This is a genomic window from Pseudomonas sp. NPDC089918 (genome assembly GCF_050280605.1).
Taxonomy (GTDB): Bacteria; Pseudomonadota; Gammaproteobacteria; order Pseudomonadales; family Pseudomonadaceae; genus Aquipseudomonas.
This window is the reverse complement of the sequence record NZ_JBNNVP010000012.1, coordinates 45,641-62,876: the sequence shown is the minus strand read 5'-3', so window position 1 is coordinate 62,876 and position 17,236 is coordinate 45,641. Positions and strand designations below refer to the sequence as shown.

Here is a 17,236-nt window from a genome sequence, read left to right as displayed (position 1 = left end):
TGCTAGTTGACTGTGACCCTGCGGCGCAAGAGGCGCCTTCAGGATCAATCGCCGGGAGGGACCTGGCTCGGTTGCATCACCACTGGCCAATAGCGCAAGGCGACAATCGGAATCAGCGCGACTACGTAGGCCAGGCAAACAAACAGGTAGGTGTATTGCAAACCATAGACCTGGCTGAGCAAACCACCGGCCGAGATACCCGCGATGGAGGCGAATTGCGCGGTACTTTGGGCAATCCCCAGCACGTAACCCTGCTGTGAGCTGTCGGCGGTTTTCGAGATCAGTGCCATCAGCACCGGCGTCGTCGCCCCCAGCAGCACTCCCCACACGAAGTAGGCAATGACAAACACCGCCGGGTTGCGGGTGATGCCGGCCACGGCGGTCAGGCCGATGCAACCGATAACAATGCAGGTGATGCGGTGCAGGGTGTCCTGCTGGCTACGGTGCTCGAAGTAGCGCGACCACGGCGCCGCCGAGATGATGAAACCCAAGGCCAGTAAGCCATAGCACAGGCCGACCACCGAATTGCGGACCTCGAACACCGAGCTGACATACAGCGAGAACGAAGTCTGGGGCAGCATTCGCGCCAGCAACAAAATCCCCATCACGCCCAGCAACGACAGCAGTGGCGAGCCTTGCCACACACTACGTGAACGCTTGACCGGTGCAGTGCCATCCACCACCGGTGCTTTCTTCACCGGCGGCACATCCGGCAAGGTCACGGCCGCCACCACGGTGCAGATCGCACAGAGGGCCGAGGCAATGATGTTGATCCAGAAGAAGGTCGCGTAATCGAGGATCAGCCCGCCGACCACGGCACCGAGCAATGAACCGACGTTGGTGGATATTTGCAGGATTGCAAACAGCCGCGCCCGGCGTGAAGGCGCTTCAATGCTGACGCCGTAGGCCTGGGCCGGGGCGATGTACCCGGCGAACGCGCCCTGCAAGAAGCGCAGGAGCAGGATCACCCAGATATCGCTGCAGAGGGCCAGCCCAAGCTGGGTCAATGACAAACCGGCCAGGGCGCGGATCATCATCAACTTGTGGCCATACCGGTCGCCGATACGGCCCCAGAATGCGCTGGTCAGAATAATCCCCAGCATCGGCCCGACGTAGACGGCGATACTGGCGAAGCTGAACACCGACTCCGACGACGTCAGCCCACGCAGATGGACGGGCCAGAACGGCCCGCTCATTTCCATCGCGCCCATGGAGATGAGCTGGATCGCGAACAGAAGATAAATCAGGATTCTTACGCTTGAACCCTGAAGGGTACCTGTATGGGACATCGGTCAGCCTCGGTGGTTGGGCGGCATCCTACGTGCTTTGCCACCGAGGGAAAACCGCGCACTTGCTACTTGACCGACGGACAGCCCCGTGAAGATCCGATTGCAGCCTGACTGATGGCGGCAGCTAACCGCTTCACATTGTTCTGATGGGCGACCACCAGCTCATCAATGCTCGGGCCAGCGGGGGTCTGCAACGTGCTGCGACAGGTGATCAGCGCAGCATCGCCGGGGCCGAGATTGCGCAGGCGCCATTTGACGTCGATCAACGCGTATTGGCCGGGGATCGAATCGAAGCGCTGCACGTCCAGTCGCAACGACACTCTGCGTTGCAGATTGTTGGTGACCAGTTGATCGACCAGGGCGCTGCGCAATTCATCCACCAGACTCGCCGCCCACCATTCGGTTTCGAGGATCGCCAGGCCACTGTTACCTTGGCGAATGACAATCTGCGGCCGATCGACCTGGGGCGGCACCGTGATGCCTTCGATCTGAATCTCCGCGCCGCCGCTTGCGCCGCTCAGTTGGGTCGGGGTCAGGGTATGGAACTGAATCGGATCGCTGCGGCAAGCGGTGAGCAGCAACAGCGCAGTGACCAGCGAGATCTTCAGCGGGAAAGCCATGGGTATTGCTCCTGTGGTCAGTTGCGCGGTGGCGCCTTCATATCCATCGGTGCGGCGTTGTCGGGACGACCGCGAATCAGTGATTCCGGATGCCGGCCCAGGTAATCCGAGAGTTCACGCAAGGAGCGTGACATGCGCCCGAGTTCGTCCAGGGTCTGGGTCAACTGCTCCCGTTGCGGCGAATCCTCGGCCAAGGTCGAGCTGGCCGATTGCAAGGCCTTGCTGACGTCCCCCAAGGTGGTCTGCACGCCGGGCAGGGTCCTGGCGTTGAACTGTACGAGGCCCTTGCGCAGTTCGACGAGGTTGCTGTCGAGATTGCCGGCAATGCGGTCGATCGGTAGCTGGTTGATCTTGTTGACCATGTTTTCCAGTTTTTCCTGCAACTGCTCGAGGCTGCCAGGAATGGTGGGGATGGTGACGGGGCGGGCGGTTGGATCGAACACGACTTTCTCTGCGTCGGGGTAGAAGTCGAGCGCGATGTAGAGCTGACCGGTCAACAGGTTGCCGCTACGGGCCTGGGCTCGCAGGCCGTTTTCGATGAAGCTGCCCATCAGCCGCACACCAGCGGCTTCGTCATTAGGGTCATGCTTCAAGGCCTCGAGCATTTTGGTATGAGCCTGACCGAGGCGTTGCGGGTAGATCACGATGCCGACATTGACCGGGAAGCTGCGCTTTTTCGCGTCGAAATCCAGATTGACCGAGACGACTCTGCCAAATTCGATGCCGAGGAACTCCACCGGCGCGTCGATCTTCAGCCCGCGCAAGGCCTGATCGAAGCGCAAACTCAGGAACTGCCCCTTGCCAAAGGGGGGCGCGAGGGCGGTTTGTTGGTCTTCGAACAGGTCGAAGGCTTTATTCTCGCTGGCCGGCTGATCATTGGGGCTGTATTCCGGTGCGCGAAACGCGATGCCGCCCACCAACAACGAAGACAGGGATTCGGTATTCACCGCAAAACCATTGGCACCCACGCTCACATCGATACCACTGGCGTTCCAGAACCGGGTGTTCTGCGTGACGAAGACGTCATTGGGCGAATGCACGAAAATTTCGATGTTCACCCCTTTGCCGTCGGCATTCAGCGCATACGCCACCACTTGCCCGACTGGAATCTTGCGGTAATAGACGGGGGAGCCGATGTCCAGCGAGCCCAGGTCCTGGGTGTGCAGCATGAAGCGCTTGCCCGGCTCGCCATAGGTAATGGGCGGCGGGTTTTCCAGACCAATGAAGTGTTTGGAACGGGCATTGGCCTCGCCGATGTCGGCGCCGATGTAATCGCCTGACAGCAGGGTATCGATGCCCGAGACGCCGCCGGCACCAATGCGCGGTCGCACGACCCAGAATTGCGAATCTTCGCGGGTGAAGTTTTCAGCCTGTTTGTCGAGTTTGATCGTGGCGTTAACGCTTTTCTGATCGTTGCTCAGCTTCACTTCAGAGACATGGCCGATGACCACGTTGCGGTATTTGACCTCGGTCTTGTTGGCCGTAAGACCGCTACCGGTCTTGAACGTGACGGTGATGGTCGGGCCTTCCTGCATCATGCTGTGTATCACCAGGGAGATCCCCACCAGCACCGCAACGATCGGCACAATCCACACCAGCGAAACGCTGAAGCGACGGGTCTTGATACTGGCCTGGCCGGGGTCTTGCGGCCCATCAGTGGCTTGCGACTTCATCCATGACCTCCTCGTTGGGTGGGTTATGCCGCTCGTTATCCCGCTTTTCATCCCAGATCAGCCGCGGATCGAAACTCATGGCAGACAGCATGGTGAATACCACCACCAGACCAAAAAACAGAATACCCAGGCGCGGTTGAATATCGCCCAGGGCCTGGAATTTCACCAGTGCGGCGACCAGTGCGACAACAATCACATCGAGCATCGACCAGTAGCCGATCAGCTCGACGAAACGGTAAAGCTTCGAGCGCTCCTTGCGCGCCCAAAGGCTGCCGCGTTGCACAGTGATCAGCAGCAGGGAGAGGGCAACGAACTTGATGCCTGGCACCGCGATGCTGGCGATGAAAATAATCAGGGCAATGTCCCACGCACCGTGTGCCCAGAACTCCAGCACACCGCTCATGATGGTGCTGTCGGAGCCGTTGCCGAACAGACTGGTGTTCATCACCGGCAGCAGATTGGCCGGGATATAAAACACCAGCGAGGTCAGCAAATAGGCCCATGTGCGGGTCAGTGAGTTGGTTTTACGGGCATGCAACGGCGCGCCGCAGCGTGGGCATTCGTGAGGGTTATCCGTTATGTCGCAGGCCAGGCCGCAGCTATGGCACAGGCACAGGTTGAGTTCGCTGGCGAGCGGTGGCCTGTTCATAGGGTGTCCCACAATTCACGGACATCGCGCCCGGCGATGCGGATCAGTAGCAGGCTGAGGATAGCCAGGGCAAACAGGCCAAGGCCGGGTATTACATCGAGCAAACCTGCCAGTTTGAACACCGCCACCATTGCCCCCAGCAGACAAACCTCGAGCATGCTCCAGGGCCTGAGGGTTTCCAGCCAACGCATGCACAGCTTGAAGCCTGGCGAGCGCCGATGCACGAGGGCGAAGCTCAGGACCCAGATCAGCAACACCAGTTGAAAAAGCGGCGCGATGATGATGGATATCGCCGCCACCAGCGCAATAAAGGTGATCGGCCCCTGGCTCAACGCCAATACCGAATCCCATAGCGTCGCACTGTTTTTCAGGCCCTTGAGGCTGATGCTCATGACGGGATAGAAGTTGGCGAAAATCCACAGCACCGTTGCCGTGAAGGCCAAAGCCAGACGCTGCTCCACCGACAGTCCGTTATAACGCTGCAGCACGCCGCCGCAGCAGGTACACAGGGCTTTCTGATGTTTGGCGAGCGTGACTTTTTCATACACGCAGTCGCAGTGCTCGCAGATGATCAGTTGGTCAGTCGTAGCCATAGGCCGCACTCGCCAGGAGGCAGGAAAGTCAGAGCACTCCCTCAATATAGAAGTGACTTGCGATTGAGCAAATTAAAAGACCGATCAAGAGGACGGGGACATAAAGTCTGATCGACCGCGTCATCGTTCTTCGCGAGCAAGCCCGCTCCCACATTCGACCGCATTCCTCTGAGAGAACTCGGTCAATTGTGGGAGCGGGCTTGCTCGCGAAGACGGCCTGACATTCAACCAATAAGTGGCTGACATGTCGCCCTCGCGAGTAAACCAGTATCCACGATGGCACCCCCTTCAGCCGAGCAATTCGCGCAGGCGATACCAGAACATGCCGAGGGCCAGCAGCGGTGAGCGCAGGGCTTTTCCACCGGGGAAGGTCATGTGCGGCACGGCGCTGAAAACGTCCAGCCCCTGGCTATGCCCGGCATGAATCGCTTCGGCCAGCAATCGTGCGCACCAGTGGGTCACGTTCAGGCCATGACCGGAGTAACCCTGGGCGTAGAACACGTTCGGGTACTGGCTCAAGCGTCCGGCCTGGGGAAAGCGGTTGGCGGTGATGCCGATCATGCCGCCCCATTGATAGTCAATGCGCACGTCCGCCAGCTGTGGGAAGACCTTGAGCATTTTTGGCCGCATATAAGCGCCGATATCCCCCGGATCGCGCCCGGAATAATGACAGGCCCCGCCAAACAACAAGCGTCGATCCGCCGAGAGCCGGTAGTAATCGAGGCCGACTTTCTGGTCGCACAGCGCCAGGTTCTGCGGGATCAATTGCGCGGCAACCTCAGACGCCAAAGGCTCGGTGGCGATGATGTAACTGCCTGCCGGTAAAACCTTGCCAGTCAGGCGTGGTTCGAGTTCTTCCAGGTGCGCGTTGCAGGCCAGCACCAGACTACCGGCGCGCACCGTGCCGCCCGCGCAACGAACCTGAACGGTGCTGCCATGGGTCAACTCCAGCACCGGGCTTTGTTCGAATATTCGCACCCCGAGGGATTCGGCAACGCGCGCTTCGCCAAGCACCAGCTTCAGCGGATGCAAATGACCCGACCCCATGTCGATCAGGCCGCCGGCATAAACATCGGAGCCCACCACTTGCTGGCGGATCTGCCCGGGGCCGACGAGTCGGGTTTCATGGCTGTAACCCAGTTCGGCAAGGTTTTGCAGTTCAGCCTTGAACGCCTCGAACTGCGCCGGGGTGTTGGCCAGCTCGCAGAAGCCCCAGCGCAGGTCGCAATCGATCCCATGCTCACGGATGCGATTACCCACCAGTTCCACCGATTCGATGCCTGCACGCTCCAAATAGCGCACGCCGTCCTGACCGACATATCGGGCGAAACCGCTGACGTCATGGCCGATGCCGCGGATCAACTGCCCGCCATTACGCCCACTGGCGCCCCAGCCGATCCGCCGGCCTTCCAGCAGAATCACCGAGAGCCCGCGCTGCGCCAGTTCGATCGCGGTGTTAACCCCGGTAAAGCCGCCGCCCACCACGAAGACATCGGCCTCAAGATCCGAGCCCAGCGCGGGGTAAGGTGTCATGCCCTTGGCCGATGCCGCGTAATAGGAATGAGCGTGTTCGTTGTCGTACTGATTCATTGGTTGGACTTCACTTTGCTCCAGGAGCGGGTCATCAGACGCATGATCGGCTGGGGCGGGGTGGTGGAGATGTAGAGTTTGTCGAGCACTTCCTGAGGAGGATAGACCTCTGGATTATTGACCAGCTCCGGGTCCATGTATTGCTTGGCCGCCGGGTTTGGATTGGCGTAACCGACCGACGCGCTGACCTTGGCGATTACCTGCGGATCCAGCAGGTTGTTGACGAACGAGTGAGCCTCTTTCGGGTTGCTGGCGTCGGCAGGAATCGCCAGCAGGTCGAACCAGAGGTTACTGCCTTCCTTGGGGATCGAGTAGGCGATATTCACGCCGTTCTTCGCTTCCTTGGCTCGGTTCGCCGCCTGGAACACATCGCCCGAATAGCCGAACGCAACGCAAATGTCGCCATTGGCCAGGTCCGACACGTATTTGGACGAATGGAAATAGGTGATGTAAGGCCGGATGGTCAGCAGTTTGGCTTCGGCCTTTTTAAAATCCTCGGGGTTTTCGCTGCGTGGGTCCATGCCCATGTAGTTCAGGACCGCCGGGAACACTTCATCGGCCGAATCCATCATCGACACGCCGCACTGACTGAGCTTCTTCAGGTTCTCTGGCTCGAAAAACACCGCCCAGGAATCGATGCGATCGATGCCCAGCACTTGCTTGACCTTGTCGACGTTGTAGCCAATGCCGTTGGTGCCCCACAGGTACGGCACCGAATGTTCATTACCCGGATCGTTCTTTTCCAGCAGGGCCAATAGCTTCGGGTCGAGGTTTTTCCAGTTGGGCAGTTGCGAGCGATCCAGTTTGAGGAACGCGCCGGCCTTCACCTGGCGTGCGAGGAAGTGATTGGAGGGCACCACCACGTCATAACCCGTACGGCCGGCGAGCAGTTTGCCCTCCAGGGTTTCGTTGGAATCGAATACGTCGTAGATCACTTTGGTCCCGGTTTTTGCCTGGAAGTCGGCGAGGGTGGTCTCACCGATGTAATCGGTCCAGTTGTAGACGCTGACGCTCGGCTGAGCCTGCGCCCCGGCGCTGAACGCCAAGGCCAGCGCGACCGGAACCACGGATTTCAATAGACGCATATCGACACCTCTTTTAGTTATTGAATTTCTTCAGGCGTTTGATCGTTCCCACGCTCTGCGTGGGAATGCAGCCCGGGACGCTCTGCGTCCCATTGGAACGCGGAGCGTCCCTTGAGGCATTCCCACGCGGAGCGTGGGAACGATCATCAGGGGGGTTAGACGCTGAGTAGCAAAAACTCACGCTCCCAGGAGCTGATCACGCGCTTGAAGTTTTCGTGTTCGGCCCGTTTGACCGCGACGTAACCGCGCACGAATTTGCTCCCCAGATAGCGCTCGATGGTTTCGCACTCTTCCATGCGCGTCAGTGCGTCCTCGATGGTGATCGGCAGGCGCAGATTGCGCCGCTCGTAGGCACGGCCCTGCACCGCGGCGCTCGGTTCGACCTTTTCGACCATGCCCAGATACCCGCACAACAGGCTCGCGGCAATCGCCAGATAAGGGTTGGCATCGGCACCCGGCAAGCGGTTTTCCACGCGCATGGCGTCGGGGCTGGAGGTCGGCACGCGCAGGCCGACGGTGCGGTTTTCTTCGCCCCATTCAACGTTGACCGGCGCCGAGGTGTCAGGCAGGAAGCGGCGGAACGAATTGACGTTGGGCGCGAACATCGGCAGCACTTTGGGAATGTACTTTTGCAAGCCGCCGATGTGGTGCAGGAACAGTTCGCTCATCTGCCCGTCGGCATCGGCGAAAATCGGCTGGCCGGTGGCAATGTCCACCACGCTCTGGTGCAAGTGCATGGCACTGCCGGGCTCGTCGCCGATCGGTTTGGCCATGAAGGTCGCGGTGACGTTGTGCTTGAGTGCCGCTTCGCGCAGGGTGCGTTTGAACACGGTGATCTGGTCCGCCAGATCCAGCGCGTCGCCGTGACGGAAATTGATTTCCATCTGCGCCGGGCCGTCTTCGTGGATCAGCGTGTCGAGGTCCAGGCCCTGGAGTTCACACCAGTCATAAACGTCTTCAAACAGTGGATCGAATTCGTTGGCGGCGTCGATGGAAAACGACTGACGACCGCTTTCCGCACGACCGGAGCGTCCCAGCGGCGCCTTGAGCGGCAAGTCCGGGTCTTCGCAGCGCTGGGTCAGGTAGAACTCCATTTCTGGCGCGACAATCGGCTTCCAGCCTTTGTCGGTGTAGAGCTGCAGCACTTTCTTCAGCACGTTGCGCGGCGACAGTTCGATGGGATTGCCGAACTTGTCGAACGTGTCATGGATCACGATGGCGGTGGGTTCGATGGCCCATGGAATGACGTAAACCGCATCGGCGACGGGCTTGCAGACCATGTCGATGTCGGCCGGGTCGAGCAGGTCGTAGTAGATGTCGTCGTCAACAAAGTCCCCGGTTACCGTTTGCAGCAGCACACTTTCCGGCAGGCGCATGCCTCGCTCATGCAGGAATTTGTTGGTGGGTGCAATCTTGCCGCGAGCGATGCCGGTCAAGTCGCTGACCACACACTCGACCTCGGTAATCTTGTGATCTTTCAGCCACGTGAACAGCTGATCGAAAGGGGCATTCATAAAAACCTCATTATTGGTTTGATTAACGCCGGGGAGGGACGCGGCTTCATCCACCGAACACTTCCCCTGTGGCGCGTTGACGACTATCTTGGGTGAGCCTTGCCGTTCCATCTATCCACTTTAAACAGCACAAAGCGCACCAAAAGAGTGCGCGAGGCACCCCATGACAGCGTGCAATCCGTTGCAGGTTCAAGCGTTCAACACCGCCGACGTGGCCGAGCAAATCCGCGCCACACCAGGTTGGGTGCAGCACTATCAGCAAATGTCCCCGGGGCATTTCGCCGGGCGGGTGCGCTATCTGGACTTGCAAGGCGTAGAGATTTACGAAGAACAGATGAACACCCGTGTCGAGCAGAATTTCAGCGCCCCGCAAGGCTCGCTGGCGTTCTGTTTCGATCGCAGCGACAACTCGCTGTACGTGCTGAACGGTGAAAGCCGAAACATCTGGATCACCCCGGAGAACTACCAGGAAATCGCCGTGGTGTTCGGTCCGGAATTCGTTCAGCGCCATGGCCTGGACGTGGCGCGGCTCGAAGGCTTGTTCATGTCGCCGCTCAATTCAGGTCAGAACGCACTGTTCAGCCGCTGGTTGAGCGGGACGTTGACGCGGCTGACGCAGACGCTGGATCCGCCGAGCAAAGAGGCGTTGACCCAGCAACTGTTGGAGGACTGTTTGTACATCCTCGATAACGCCTGTGTGTGCCTGGATCGCGCAGGTTTGCAGCGCCGGGGGGAGGAGCGAACGATCATGAAACGCGTCGCCGAATGGGCTGCCGATACACCGGAAGAAACCCTCAATTTGCTGGAGCTGTCTCAGGTGGCCGGGGTTTCGCTGCGTCAGTTGCAGCATGCGTTCAAGGCGTATACCGGGATGACACCCACGCATTGGTTGCGCTTGCGTCGGCTCAACAGCGCGCGCCGCGAATTGCTCAGGCGAACGGCCGGGGAAACGACGGTCGCGCAAGTGGCGATGGATTGGTCGTTCTGGCATTTGGGACGGTTTTCCAGCAGTTATCGAGCGTTGTTCCAGGAACTTCCCAGCCAAACACTGGCCCGCAAACACAGTGGACCGTGTCGGAGATCATCATGAGTCGGTTATCGTCTTTCTGCCTGTGTGTCGTCATGTCGATGGTCTATTCCCTGGTTCAGGCCGAAACGGTCGTGCCCTTGAACGGGCAGAGCTCGCAACAAGTCCAGCTGGATATCAATGATTGCAGCAACGTCACGGACAACCAGAGCACCTCAAGCCTGCCAGCCTCGGAGGGTGCTGCGGTGGATGCTACGCAGGTGCCAGGACGTCAACATGACGAGTTTTATGAGCAGGTCGAGGGGGATGTGAAACAGCAGCATCACGGTTGCCTGCAAGGGCGGGGTTATCAGGTCACTCCGTGAGCTGGGTGACGCCAGGATTACGCTGCCGCCGATCAAGCAGATGGACCATCAGCAAGGCATAGAGCGTGAGGGCGATAAACAATCCCATGCGCACGGCGAAGGCGGTATAGACGTCTTTCCCGGCGAGGCTGTCCTGAACCGACTGACCCAGCAGGATGATCAGCGTGATCAGACTGTTGAGCCAGAACCCCGGGGTTTGTCGGGTCGGGCTCAGGGCATAGAGTTTGCGCGCCAACAGCAAGCCGAACAGGAGCATCCACAGAAAGAACATCCACAAGTGCACAAACAGGCTGAGCGCGCACCAGAACCCAACAGCCAGCAGGCCACCCATGAAGGTCGAACCGAGCAATTCATGAGCAGCGTTGCGCGTCGTTGTCGTCGAACTCTGTTGGCCAAGACTGACCGCTTTCAAAATGATCGGCAGATAGCTCGCCGGGTCGATCAGGGCCAACAGGAATGCCGGTATGACAATGAGGGTTGCACGCAGTGCAACCCTGCGCACATCTTGCGCCGGCAAAGCGCTGGCGGCGGGTGGGGAGGGGGCATTGGCAGGGTCGGGAAACAGCCAGTGACTAAACGCCACGACGAGAACGGCGAGGATCAAACCCTTGACCAGGGCACCGATGACCATCGTCGCCAGATCGAACTCGGCAACGCCGGCCGAAGAAATCATCGTCAGGCCAATGATCATGAAGGTCATGATCAAGGCGTTGCCGCCGCGCAGACCAAAACCAAAAGCCAGGAACATACTGACGCCAATCAGCAGCACGCCGGTAATCGGGTAGTAACGCAGGATCGGAATCAACAACAGGCCGACGCCGGTGGTTAACATCGCAGCCAGAGCGAGAATCAATCCGGCCTTGAATGGCAGCGGCCGATTGAGGGAAGCCAACAGCAACACGGCCAGCACAGGCGCGAGAAAAGGGATCGGCAAGCCCAGGCCGAAGCTGGCCGCCAGGCACAATGCGGTGCCTGTGCCCATACGCAACGCACGCTGAACCCGGGGCGTGCGCTTGGTAGGCACGCCCTTAATAGGCATAGCTCAGCCAGCTCATGATCCCCACGAACAAACGACCGAGCAGGTTCAACGGGTTGTCTTGAGTCGGGAATGCCATCACTTCAGCCTGCCCACCGGCACGGATGGCGCGGCTGGCGAACAGCGTTTTCCTTGAGTCCTCGGAGAACTCGATAATCACTGGGAAACGCTGGGCCGGACGCAGCCAGTCGCGGCTGTTCTGCACACTGGGAAGGCTGCCGGGTGCAGTGCTCTGACCGACGCTGACACCGTAGCCGACACTGCGCACACGACCCTCGAAAACCTTCCCCGGCATGGCATCCAGAACGATCGAGACAGGGGTGTCGACCTCGACCAGACCGAGGTTGTTTTCGGTCATGTCCGCGCTGATCCATACATCGTGGATGGCAATCAGGGTCATGACCGGGCTGCCGGCAGTGGCGAACTGTCCGACATCGGTACGCAGATCGGTGATCAGTCCAGCCGACCGTGCGCGAATCTGCGTGTTGGACAAGTCCAGTTCGGCTTTTGACAACGCCGTGGCGGCGCTACGCAACAGCGCGTTGTCTTCCTCGCTGCCGCCTTCCTGTTCCCGTGCTCGCTGGACTTCGGCATGGGCTGCGGCGACCTGGCTGACAGCCTGTTCACGGTTGGCCCGAGAAACTTCAAGCAAGCGCACGGAAATGGTGCCGGGATCTTCGCGGTACAAACCTTCAAGACGCTGATTGTCCTGCCGCGCCTTGAGTTCATTGGCCTGGGCTGCGCGCAAATTGGCTTGAGCCGAAGCAATGCCGGCGGTGCTGGCACCGATTTGTCGGCGTGTTGATTCCAGGTCGGCACGTGCGCGGTCGACGGCTATTTGATAGGGCTGCTGGTCCACTTCAAACAGCACATCGCCCGCCCTGACGTCCTGATTGTTGCGCACATTCACACGGATCACCCGGCCGGCCACTTCGGAGGCCACCGGAATGACAAAAGCGCCCACCCGAGCCTGTTGCGTATATGGCGTGAAACGGTCAGCCAACAAGTACCAGGCCAGACTCAGGACGATCAGCAGCATCACCCATTTGATGCCCTTTTTTGCAGGATCGGCGGCAGGCTCGGATGCCTTGGGGGTGGGCGCCTCAGTGACGGGCGGCGAGGGTTCAGTCATCGGCTTTAACCTTCTGGCTCGGGATAAGAGGCTTGCGAAGGGGCCGGCTCATTCAGCAGGTTGCCCCAGTCGGTACGTTGTTCCATTTGCTGGCGAGTGTTTTGATCGACTGTCGGCTGGGCGCTGTACCACCCACCGCCAAGGGCTTTGTACAGAGCGATCAGATTGCTCACGGCGTTACTGCGGCTGAGCAGGTAATTGTCCTGCTGTTCGAGCAATGCGCGTTGAGCGTCCAGCACGCGCTGGAAGTCCGAGTAGCCTTCCCGGTATTGAGTGCTGGCCAGGCTCAACGAACGCGCGGCGGCGACCTGTGCTTCACCCAGGATGCGCTCGCGTTCCAGTGATTTGATCAGGCTGCTGGCGGCATCATCGGCCTCCCGTGCGGCCTGGCGGACTTTGTCGCGATAAACCTCAATCAGCTGCTGCAACCGCGCATCCTGTATACGCACGTTGTTGCTGATCTGACCGTGGTCAAACAGGTTCCAGCGCAAACTGGGACCGCCGATCAGGTCCAGGCTGTTGGAGGTGCCGCTCAACGTATCGGTGGTCCAGACGATGCTGCCCAGCAAGGTCAGCGACGGATAGAAGTCGGTTTGCGCGACACCGATCAGAGCCGACTGGGCCGCGACATTGAGCTCGGCGGCGCGCACGTCCGGTCGACGCAATAACAGGTTGGCCGGCACGTCTTGCAGCACGGCTTGGTCCACCAGCGGGATCAGTCCCTCGTTTTCAAGCAATTGGGGCAGGGCGCTGGGTGGCTGTCCGATCAGCACAGCCAACGCGTTACGGGTGCGCACTACTTGCGCCTCAAAATCCGGAATGCTGCTCAAGGTGCCCAGGTATTGGGTCTTGGCTTGTTGCAAGTCGAGTTCGGCGCTCTGGCCACTATTGAACAGTTTTTCGGTGATCTCAAAGTTGCGCTTTTGCTGTTCGGCGTTTTCTCGGGCGACGCGCAAACGCGCTTCGGTGGTGCGCAACAAAAAGTAGGTATCGGCCACCTGAGCACGCAGCAGTACAAGAACGTCTTCATAGTTGGCTTGAGCCGCGAAGTAACTGGCATCGGAGGACTCGATGGCTCGACTGAAACGCCCCCAGAAGTCCAGTTCCCAGCCGACATCAAAGCCCGCGCTGTGTTGCCAGAAGTGGCTGTCTTGCGGGTTGCTGCCGCCGGATTGCTTGCGGTTGAAGTACAAGCTGTCAGCGCTGGCCTGTTGCAGCTGCGGATAACGCCCGCTTTGCGCAATGCCCAACCGGGCACGGGCTTCCATGACGCGAAGGCCGGCAATTTTCAGGTTGGAATTATGCGCATCCGATTCGGCGATCAGCGCGTCGAGGACCGGGTCGGCGAACACCTGCCACCACTGGCGAATGTCGGGATTCAGGCTTCGTTGGCTGGCTTGCTCAAGCGCGGGGCTGCTCCAGAGTTTTGTCCAGGCCTCGCCTGGGGCCTGGAAATCCGGTCCCAGACGGACACAGCCGCCAAGGCCGAGGGCGACCAGCAGAAGCAGCCGGCCCGAGCGCGTCAGCATCGGTGCACTGATGGTAGATCTTGGGAAAACGTCATCCGAACATACCTAGTATTGAAATGGCGTTGGTTACCGGTTCGCTTAGGTTAGTACAGCTCGGACAAATACAAGGTCATGTTGAATGATCATGGGGTCGACCAACTGCTACGCTTCTGAAGATCCATTAATCCCGGCAAAAAAGGTTAAGAAGACCATGAGCAACTCTCAGGATGACAATGCACCTGGTTCCGCTGGTTGGCGCTTCAAACTGGGCATCGCGATTATCTGTTTGATGCTTGGCTCCTGGCTAATGGTGCCTCTCGCTGCCGCAGTGGATGTGCCCGGCTCAAAGATCGCGGCACTGACAGGCGTTTTGTTTATCAGTAACAAGGTTCTGTTGATTCTCGTCATTGCCATTATGGGCAAATCCGGCTTTCAGCAACTCAAGCGCAGCATGTTCGGTTACGTCTCCACACTTGCACCGGCAGACGTGGAAGTAGGCCCGGCTCGCCATAGAATTGGCCTCGTGATGTTTTGCCTGCCGCTGATCTCGGGATTTCTCGAACCTTACATAGATACTATCTGGCCGGGGCTGAGACCCAATATCTGGCAGCTCCAGGCGCTGGGCGATGCCATGTTGATCGGCAGCTTTTTCGTGCTGGGCGGGAATTTCTGGGACAAGGTACGCGCCTTGTTCATTCGTACGGCACGTGTCGTTAATACGAGCGCGGTGTGAATCGCCTCTAGCGCGAAATGATCCCGTGATCGATCGCGTACTTTACAAGGGCGGCGGGTTTGTCGATGTTGAGCTTGCGACGGATGCTCAGGCGATGGGTTTCTACAGTCCGCACACTGATATCCAGTTCGCGAGCCATTTCCTTGTTGTTCAGCCCCTGAGCCATCTTGTACAGCACTTGGCTTTCGCGCGGAGTCAGCTCGTTGTCGCTACTTTTATCGGCAATGAGCCGCTGTGCGATCTCGGCACTGTAGAACGTCCCACCGCTGACAATGGCTTCGATTGCCGCAATGATTTCCCGTGAAGGCGCGTTCTTCAGCACATAACCGCTGGCACCCGAGCGAACGGATTCACTCACGTATTCATAGTTGTCGTACATGCTCAGCACCAACACCTTGAGCGACGGGTATTGGCTGCGTAACAACCGCGTCAGCTCAAGGCCATTGATGTCCTTCAGGCTGATGTCGACCAGCAACAGATCCGGCTGGCAGCGCCCGACCATCTCGATGGCATCGACGCCATTCTCGGCTTCTCCCACCACTTCCAGCTGCGCCATGACCGCCAGCAGCGATTTGATCCCGTCGCGGACCAGGGAGTGATCGTCGACCAGGGCAACGCGGATCGGGTAGGGCAGGTTCATCGCAGGCATTCACTCTAATTGTTATGGGCTGAGTCAGCGTTCTGTACCGGGCAGTTTCATCGGCAGCAGCACGTCCAGCTCACTTCTTCCCGGCGTCGAGGTCAGGTCGAATCGACCGCCAAAATGCTCGACACGCTCACGGATGTTGCGCAGGCCAATGCCCGCGTGACGACGTTCGACCTGGGCGACGTTGAAACCGATACCGTCATCGACCACCGTCAAACGTACGGACTTTTCAGAACCGTGCAGGGTAATGATGACGTTTTTTGCTTGTGCGTGGCGTTCGATATTGGTCAGGCCTTCTTGCACAATGCGAAACAACGAGACGGCGGCGCCATCGACCAGATGACAGTCGAATTCGTTATCGTTGAAAGTCACGACCAGACCGCTGCGCTGCTCGAATTCTGCGGCGAGTTGACCTATTGCCGCCGGCAGGCCAAGGGTGTCGAGCAGCGACGAGCGCAGGTCGTGAGAGAGGCTGCGAACTTCGCCAATCGCATCCCCGAGGCGCTCCGTGGCGTCTCTTAAAATGCTCAATCCCTTGTCTTGCCCATTCTCCAGCACATGGCTGGCCAGTTCGAACTGAAACTTGATAGACACCAGTAGCTGGCTGATGCCGTCGTGCAGCTCTCGGGAAACCCGTGACCGTTCTTCCTCTTGAAGGCTGACAATGCGTTGGGTCAGGCGCTGGAGTTTCTTGTCGGCCAGGCGATGCTCGCTGACGTTCAACGTCATGCCGCTGGCGAAGACAAACAGCACCGCCACAAGGGCCACCACGGCAATGGCCAGCATGGTTTTGCGGATGCCCTGAGCCACCTCGTCACGGGCCTGTCGGGTGGCGCGCTCAACGTCTTCAAGGTAGATGCCAGTGCCGAGCATCCAGCCCCAACGGTCCAGCATCACCACGTAAGCGAGCTTGTCGGTCACTTGGCCGGAAGAGGGTTTGTTCCAGGCGTAACGTTGAAAACCTTCGCCCGATTGCGCACTTTTGAGCAACGCCTGGATCACCGGCAAACCGTGAGGGTCGGTCATGTCCCACAGGTATTTGCCTACAAGCTCTGACTGGCGCGCGTGCATCAGGCTGCGACCTTCGCGGTCGTAGACGAAGAAGTAGCCGTTGATGCCAAAGCTGAGCTTGCGCAGTTCTTCGAGCACTTGTTGCTGCGCGCGCGCGTCACCCCGGCCGTTGTCGTACAGCGGCGCGATCAGGCTCTGGGCCATTTCGACGTAGTTTTTCAGCTCTGCGCGCTTGCTGGCCAGAATGCTGTCTTCGATCAGTTGCGCCTGTTGATCACCCAGTTGACGGTTCAGGGAAATCACCAGCGCGCAGATGACCGCGATCGCCAACACCAGCGGCAGAATCCCGAGCGCGACGATTTTGTGTTTGAGCTGCATCTCTACTCCTGGCCAGACCGAGGGAAGGCGAAGGCCCGGCATCATATGCCAAAGATACGCGTCTCCAGTAGCAATGCTGGACAGAATGACCTGCGGCCGTGATGAAAACGCAGAACCTTGTGGGCTGTGGCGAGGGGGCTTGCCCCCGTTGGGCTGCGAAGCGGCCCCAAAAAATCTCTGATGTACCCAAGATCTTGTGAGTGCTACGCACTCAAACGGGGGGCAAGCCCCCTCGCCACAGCCCGCTCCCACAGGTGTTGCATTTCAACTGAGAGATCAGCGGCGCCTACGTAGAACTACGTAGACGCCACGTACGTAGTAACGCGGATTTATTTGTCGACAGCATGGGCGGATATTGGGCCCGCTCCGCACTGCGGACACAATTAT

Annotated in this window: 16 protein-coding genes; 3 read left to right on the top strand and 13 right to left on the bottom strand. The window is 59.2% G+C overall.

The window, feature by feature from the left end:
- Positions 1-44: 44 nt before the first annotated feature.
- The 8 genes from ACQKPC_RS11250 to ACQKPC_RS11215 all read right to left on the bottom strand — a co-directional run bounded on the left by ACQKPC_RS11250 (position 45) and on the right by ACQKPC_RS11215 (position 9,013).
- Positions 45-1,289, bottom strand: coding sequence for an MFS transporter (locus ACQKPC_RS11250; protein ID WP_427624605.1), 1,245 nt, complete (start codon positions 1,287-1,289; stop codon positions 45-47).
- 65 nt (positions 1,290-1,354) lie between these two features.
- Complete coding sequence (locus ACQKPC_RS11245) at positions 1,355-1,909, bottom strand: PqiC family protein (protein ID WP_427624603.1); 555 nt, start codon at positions 1,907-1,909, stop codon at positions 1,355-1,357.
- A gap of 17 nt (positions 1,910-1,926) precedes the next feature.
- Entirely contained in the window at positions 1,927-3,582 is a 1,656-nt protein-coding gene (locus ACQKPC_RS11240; protein ID WP_427624601.1) for an intermembrane transport protein PqiB, read from the bottom strand.
- A complete protein-coding gene (locus ACQKPC_RS11235; RefSeq protein WP_427624599.1) occupies positions 3,563-4,231 on the bottom strand; it encodes a paraquat-inducible protein A in 669 nt (222 codons plus the stop codon). Before ACQKPC_RS11235 ends, ACQKPC_RS11240 begins: the two co-directional genes overlap by 20 nt.
- Positions 4,228-4,824 carry a paraquat-inducible protein A gene (locus ACQKPC_RS11230; protein ID WP_427624598.1) on the bottom strand — a complete coding sequence of 199 codons (597 nt, stop codon included), beginning with the start codon at positions 4,822-4,824 and terminating at the stop codon, positions 4,228-4,230. The genes ACQKPC_RS11235 and ACQKPC_RS11230 overlap by 4 nt, the downstream gene beginning before the upstream one ends.
- A gap of 288 nt (positions 4,825-5,112) precedes the next feature.
- On the bottom strand, positions 5,113-6,414 hold the full coding sequence (locus ACQKPC_RS11225) for an NAD(P)/FAD-dependent oxidoreductase (RefSeq protein WP_427624596.1): 1,302 nt from the start codon (positions 6,412-6,414) through the stop codon (positions 5,113-5,115).
- Entirely contained in the window at positions 6,411-7,499 is a 1,089-nt protein-coding gene (locus ACQKPC_RS11220) for a polyamine ABC transporter substrate-binding protein (protein ID WP_427624595.1), read from the bottom strand. Before ACQKPC_RS11220 ends, ACQKPC_RS11225 begins: the two co-directional genes overlap by 4 nt.
- 155 nt (positions 7,500-7,654) lie before the next feature.
- The gene (locus ACQKPC_RS11215; RefSeq protein ID WP_007900282.1) at positions 7,655-9,013 is read right to left on the bottom strand and encodes a glutamine synthetase family protein; all 1,359 of its coding nucleotides are present in this window, start codon (positions 9,011-9,013) and stop codon (positions 7,655-7,657) included.
- Between the two features lie 163 nt (positions 9,014-9,176).
- Between ACQKPC_RS11215 and ACQKPC_RS11210 the strand changes: the two genes are divergently transcribed.
- Both ACQKPC_RS11210 and ACQKPC_RS11205 read left to right on the top strand, forming a co-directional pair.
- Complete coding sequence (locus ACQKPC_RS11210; RefSeq protein WP_427624594.1) at positions 9,177-10,103, top strand: helix-turn-helix domain-containing protein; 927 nt, start codon at positions 9,177-9,179, stop codon at positions 10,101-10,103.
- Positions 10,100-10,405 carry a hypothetical protein gene (locus ACQKPC_RS11205; RefSeq protein ID WP_427624592.1) on the top strand — a complete coding sequence of 102 codons (306 nt, stop codon included), beginning with the start codon at positions 10,100-10,102 and terminating at the stop codon, positions 10,403-10,405. Before ACQKPC_RS11210 ends, ACQKPC_RS11205 begins: the two co-directional genes overlap by 4 nt.
- Here ACQKPC_RS11205 and ACQKPC_RS11200 read toward each other — a convergent pair.
- The 3 genes from ACQKPC_RS11200 to ACQKPC_RS11190 are packed head-to-tail and all read right to left on the bottom strand — an operon-like array spanning position 10,395 to position 14,102.
- Positions 10,395-11,444 (bottom strand): DUF2955 domain-containing protein, encoded by a 1,050-nt coding sequence (locus tag ACQKPC_RS11200; protein WP_427624591.1) that lies wholly within the window; start codon positions 11,442-11,444, stop codon positions 10,395-10,397. The two genes, ACQKPC_RS11205 and ACQKPC_RS11200, sit on opposite strands and share 11 nt — an antisense overlap.
- Positions 11,434-12,573: an HlyD family secretion protein gene (locus tag ACQKPC_RS11195; protein WP_427624590.1), complete on the bottom strand. Its 1,140-nt coding sequence runs from the start codon at positions 12,571-12,573 to the stop codon at positions 11,434-11,436. The genes ACQKPC_RS11200 and ACQKPC_RS11195 overlap by 11 nt, the downstream gene beginning before the upstream one ends.
- A 5-nt stretch (positions 12,574-12,578) precedes the next feature.
- Positions 12,579-14,102, bottom strand: coding sequence for an efflux transporter outer membrane subunit (locus ACQKPC_RS11190; RefSeq protein WP_427624589.1), 1,524 nt, complete (start codon positions 14,100-14,102; stop codon positions 12,579-12,581).
- Between the two features lie 190 nt (positions 14,103-14,292).
- On the opposite strand from ACQKPC_RS11190, the gene ACQKPC_RS11185 reads away from it, so the two are divergent.
- Complete coding sequence (locus ACQKPC_RS11185; protein ID WP_427624588.1) at positions 14,293-14,814, top strand: transporter suffix domain-containing protein; 522 nt, start codon at positions 14,293-14,295, stop codon at positions 14,812-14,814.
- Positions 14,815-14,821: 7 nt separating this feature from the next.
- On the opposite strand, the gene ACQKPC_RS11180 is transcribed toward ACQKPC_RS11185, so the two are convergent.
- Together ACQKPC_RS11180 and ACQKPC_RS11175 are read right to left on the bottom strand one after the other, a co-directional pair.
- The gene (locus ACQKPC_RS11180) at positions 14,822-15,454 is read right to left on the bottom strand and encodes a response regulator (RefSeq protein ID WP_427624586.1); all 633 of its coding nucleotides are present in this window, start codon (positions 15,452-15,454) and stop codon (positions 14,822-14,824) included.
- A 33-nt stretch (positions 15,455-15,487) separates the two neighbouring features.
- The gene (locus ACQKPC_RS11175) at positions 15,488-16,849 is read right to left on the bottom strand and encodes a cache domain-containing protein (RefSeq protein WP_427624585.1); all 1,362 of its coding nucleotides are present in this window, start codon (positions 16,847-16,849) and stop codon (positions 15,488-15,490) included.
- Positions 16,850-17,236 lie beyond the last annotated feature (387 nt).

What these genes read in the sequence shown, in the direction of transcription:
- ACQKPC_RS11250 (WP_427624605.1), bottom strand. Translation starts at nt 1,289, where the DNA reads ATGTCCCATACAGGTACCCTTCAGGGTTCAAGCGTAAGAATCCTGATT.
- ACQKPC_RS11245 (WP_427624603.1), bottom strand. Translation starts at nt 1,909, where the DNA reads ATGGCTTTCCCGCTGAAGATCTCGCTGGTCACTGCGCTGTTGCTGCTC.
- ACQKPC_RS11240 (WP_427624601.1), bottom strand. Translation starts at nt 3,582, where the DNA reads ATGAAGTCGCAAGCCACTGATGGGCCGCAAGACCCCGGCCAGGCCAGT.
- ACQKPC_RS11235 (WP_427624599.1), bottom strand. Translation starts at nt 4,231, where the DNA reads ATGAACAGGCCACCGCTCGCCAGCGAACTCAACCTGTGCCTGTGCCAT.
- ACQKPC_RS11230 (WP_427624598.1), bottom strand. Translation starts at nt 4,824, where the DNA reads ATGGCTACGACTGACCAACTGATCATCTGCGAGCACTGCGACTGCGTG.
- ACQKPC_RS11225 (WP_427624596.1), bottom strand. Translation starts at nt 6,414, where the DNA reads ATGAATCAGTACGACAACGAACACGCTCATTCCTATTACGCGGCATCG.
- ACQKPC_RS11220 (WP_427624595.1), bottom strand. Translation starts at nt 7,499, where the DNA reads ATGCGTCTATTGAAATCCGTGGTTCCGGTCGCGCTGGCCTTGGCGTTC.
- ACQKPC_RS11215 (WP_007900282.1), bottom strand. Translation starts at nt 9,013, where the DNA reads ATGAATGCCCCTTTCGATCAGCTGTTCACGTGGCTGAAAGATCACAAG.
- ACQKPC_RS11210 (WP_427624594.1), top strand. Translation starts at nt 9,177, where the DNA reads ATGACAGCGTGCAATCCGTTGCAGGTTCAAGCGTTCAACACCGCCGAC.
- ACQKPC_RS11205 (WP_427624592.1), top strand. Translation starts at nt 10,100, where the DNA reads ATGAGTCGGTTATCGTCTTTCTGCCTGTGTGTCGTCATGTCGATGGTC.
- ACQKPC_RS11200 (WP_427624591.1), bottom strand. Translation starts at nt 11,444, where the DNA reads ATGCCTATTAAGGGCGTGCCTACCAAGCGCACGCCCCGGGTTCAGCGT.
- ACQKPC_RS11195 (WP_427624590.1), bottom strand. Translation starts at nt 12,573, where the DNA reads ATGACTGAACCCTCGCCGCCCGTCACTGAGGCGCCCACCCCCAAGGCA.
- ACQKPC_RS11190 (WP_427624589.1), bottom strand. Translation starts at nt 14,102, where the DNA reads ATGCTGACGCGCTCGGGCCGGCTGCTTCTGCTGGTCGCCCTCGGCCTT.
- ACQKPC_RS11185 (WP_427624588.1), top strand. Translation starts at nt 14,293, where the DNA reads ATGAGCAACTCTCAGGATGACAATGCACCTGGTTCCGCTGGTTGGCGC.
- ACQKPC_RS11180 (WP_427624586.1), bottom strand. Translation starts at nt 15,454, where the DNA reads ATGAACCTGCCCTACCCGATCCGCGTTGCCCTGGTCGACGATCACTCC.
- ACQKPC_RS11175 (WP_427624585.1), bottom strand. Translation starts at nt 16,849, where the DNA reads ATGCAGCTCAAACACAAAATCGTCGCGCTCGGGATTCTGCCGCTGGTG.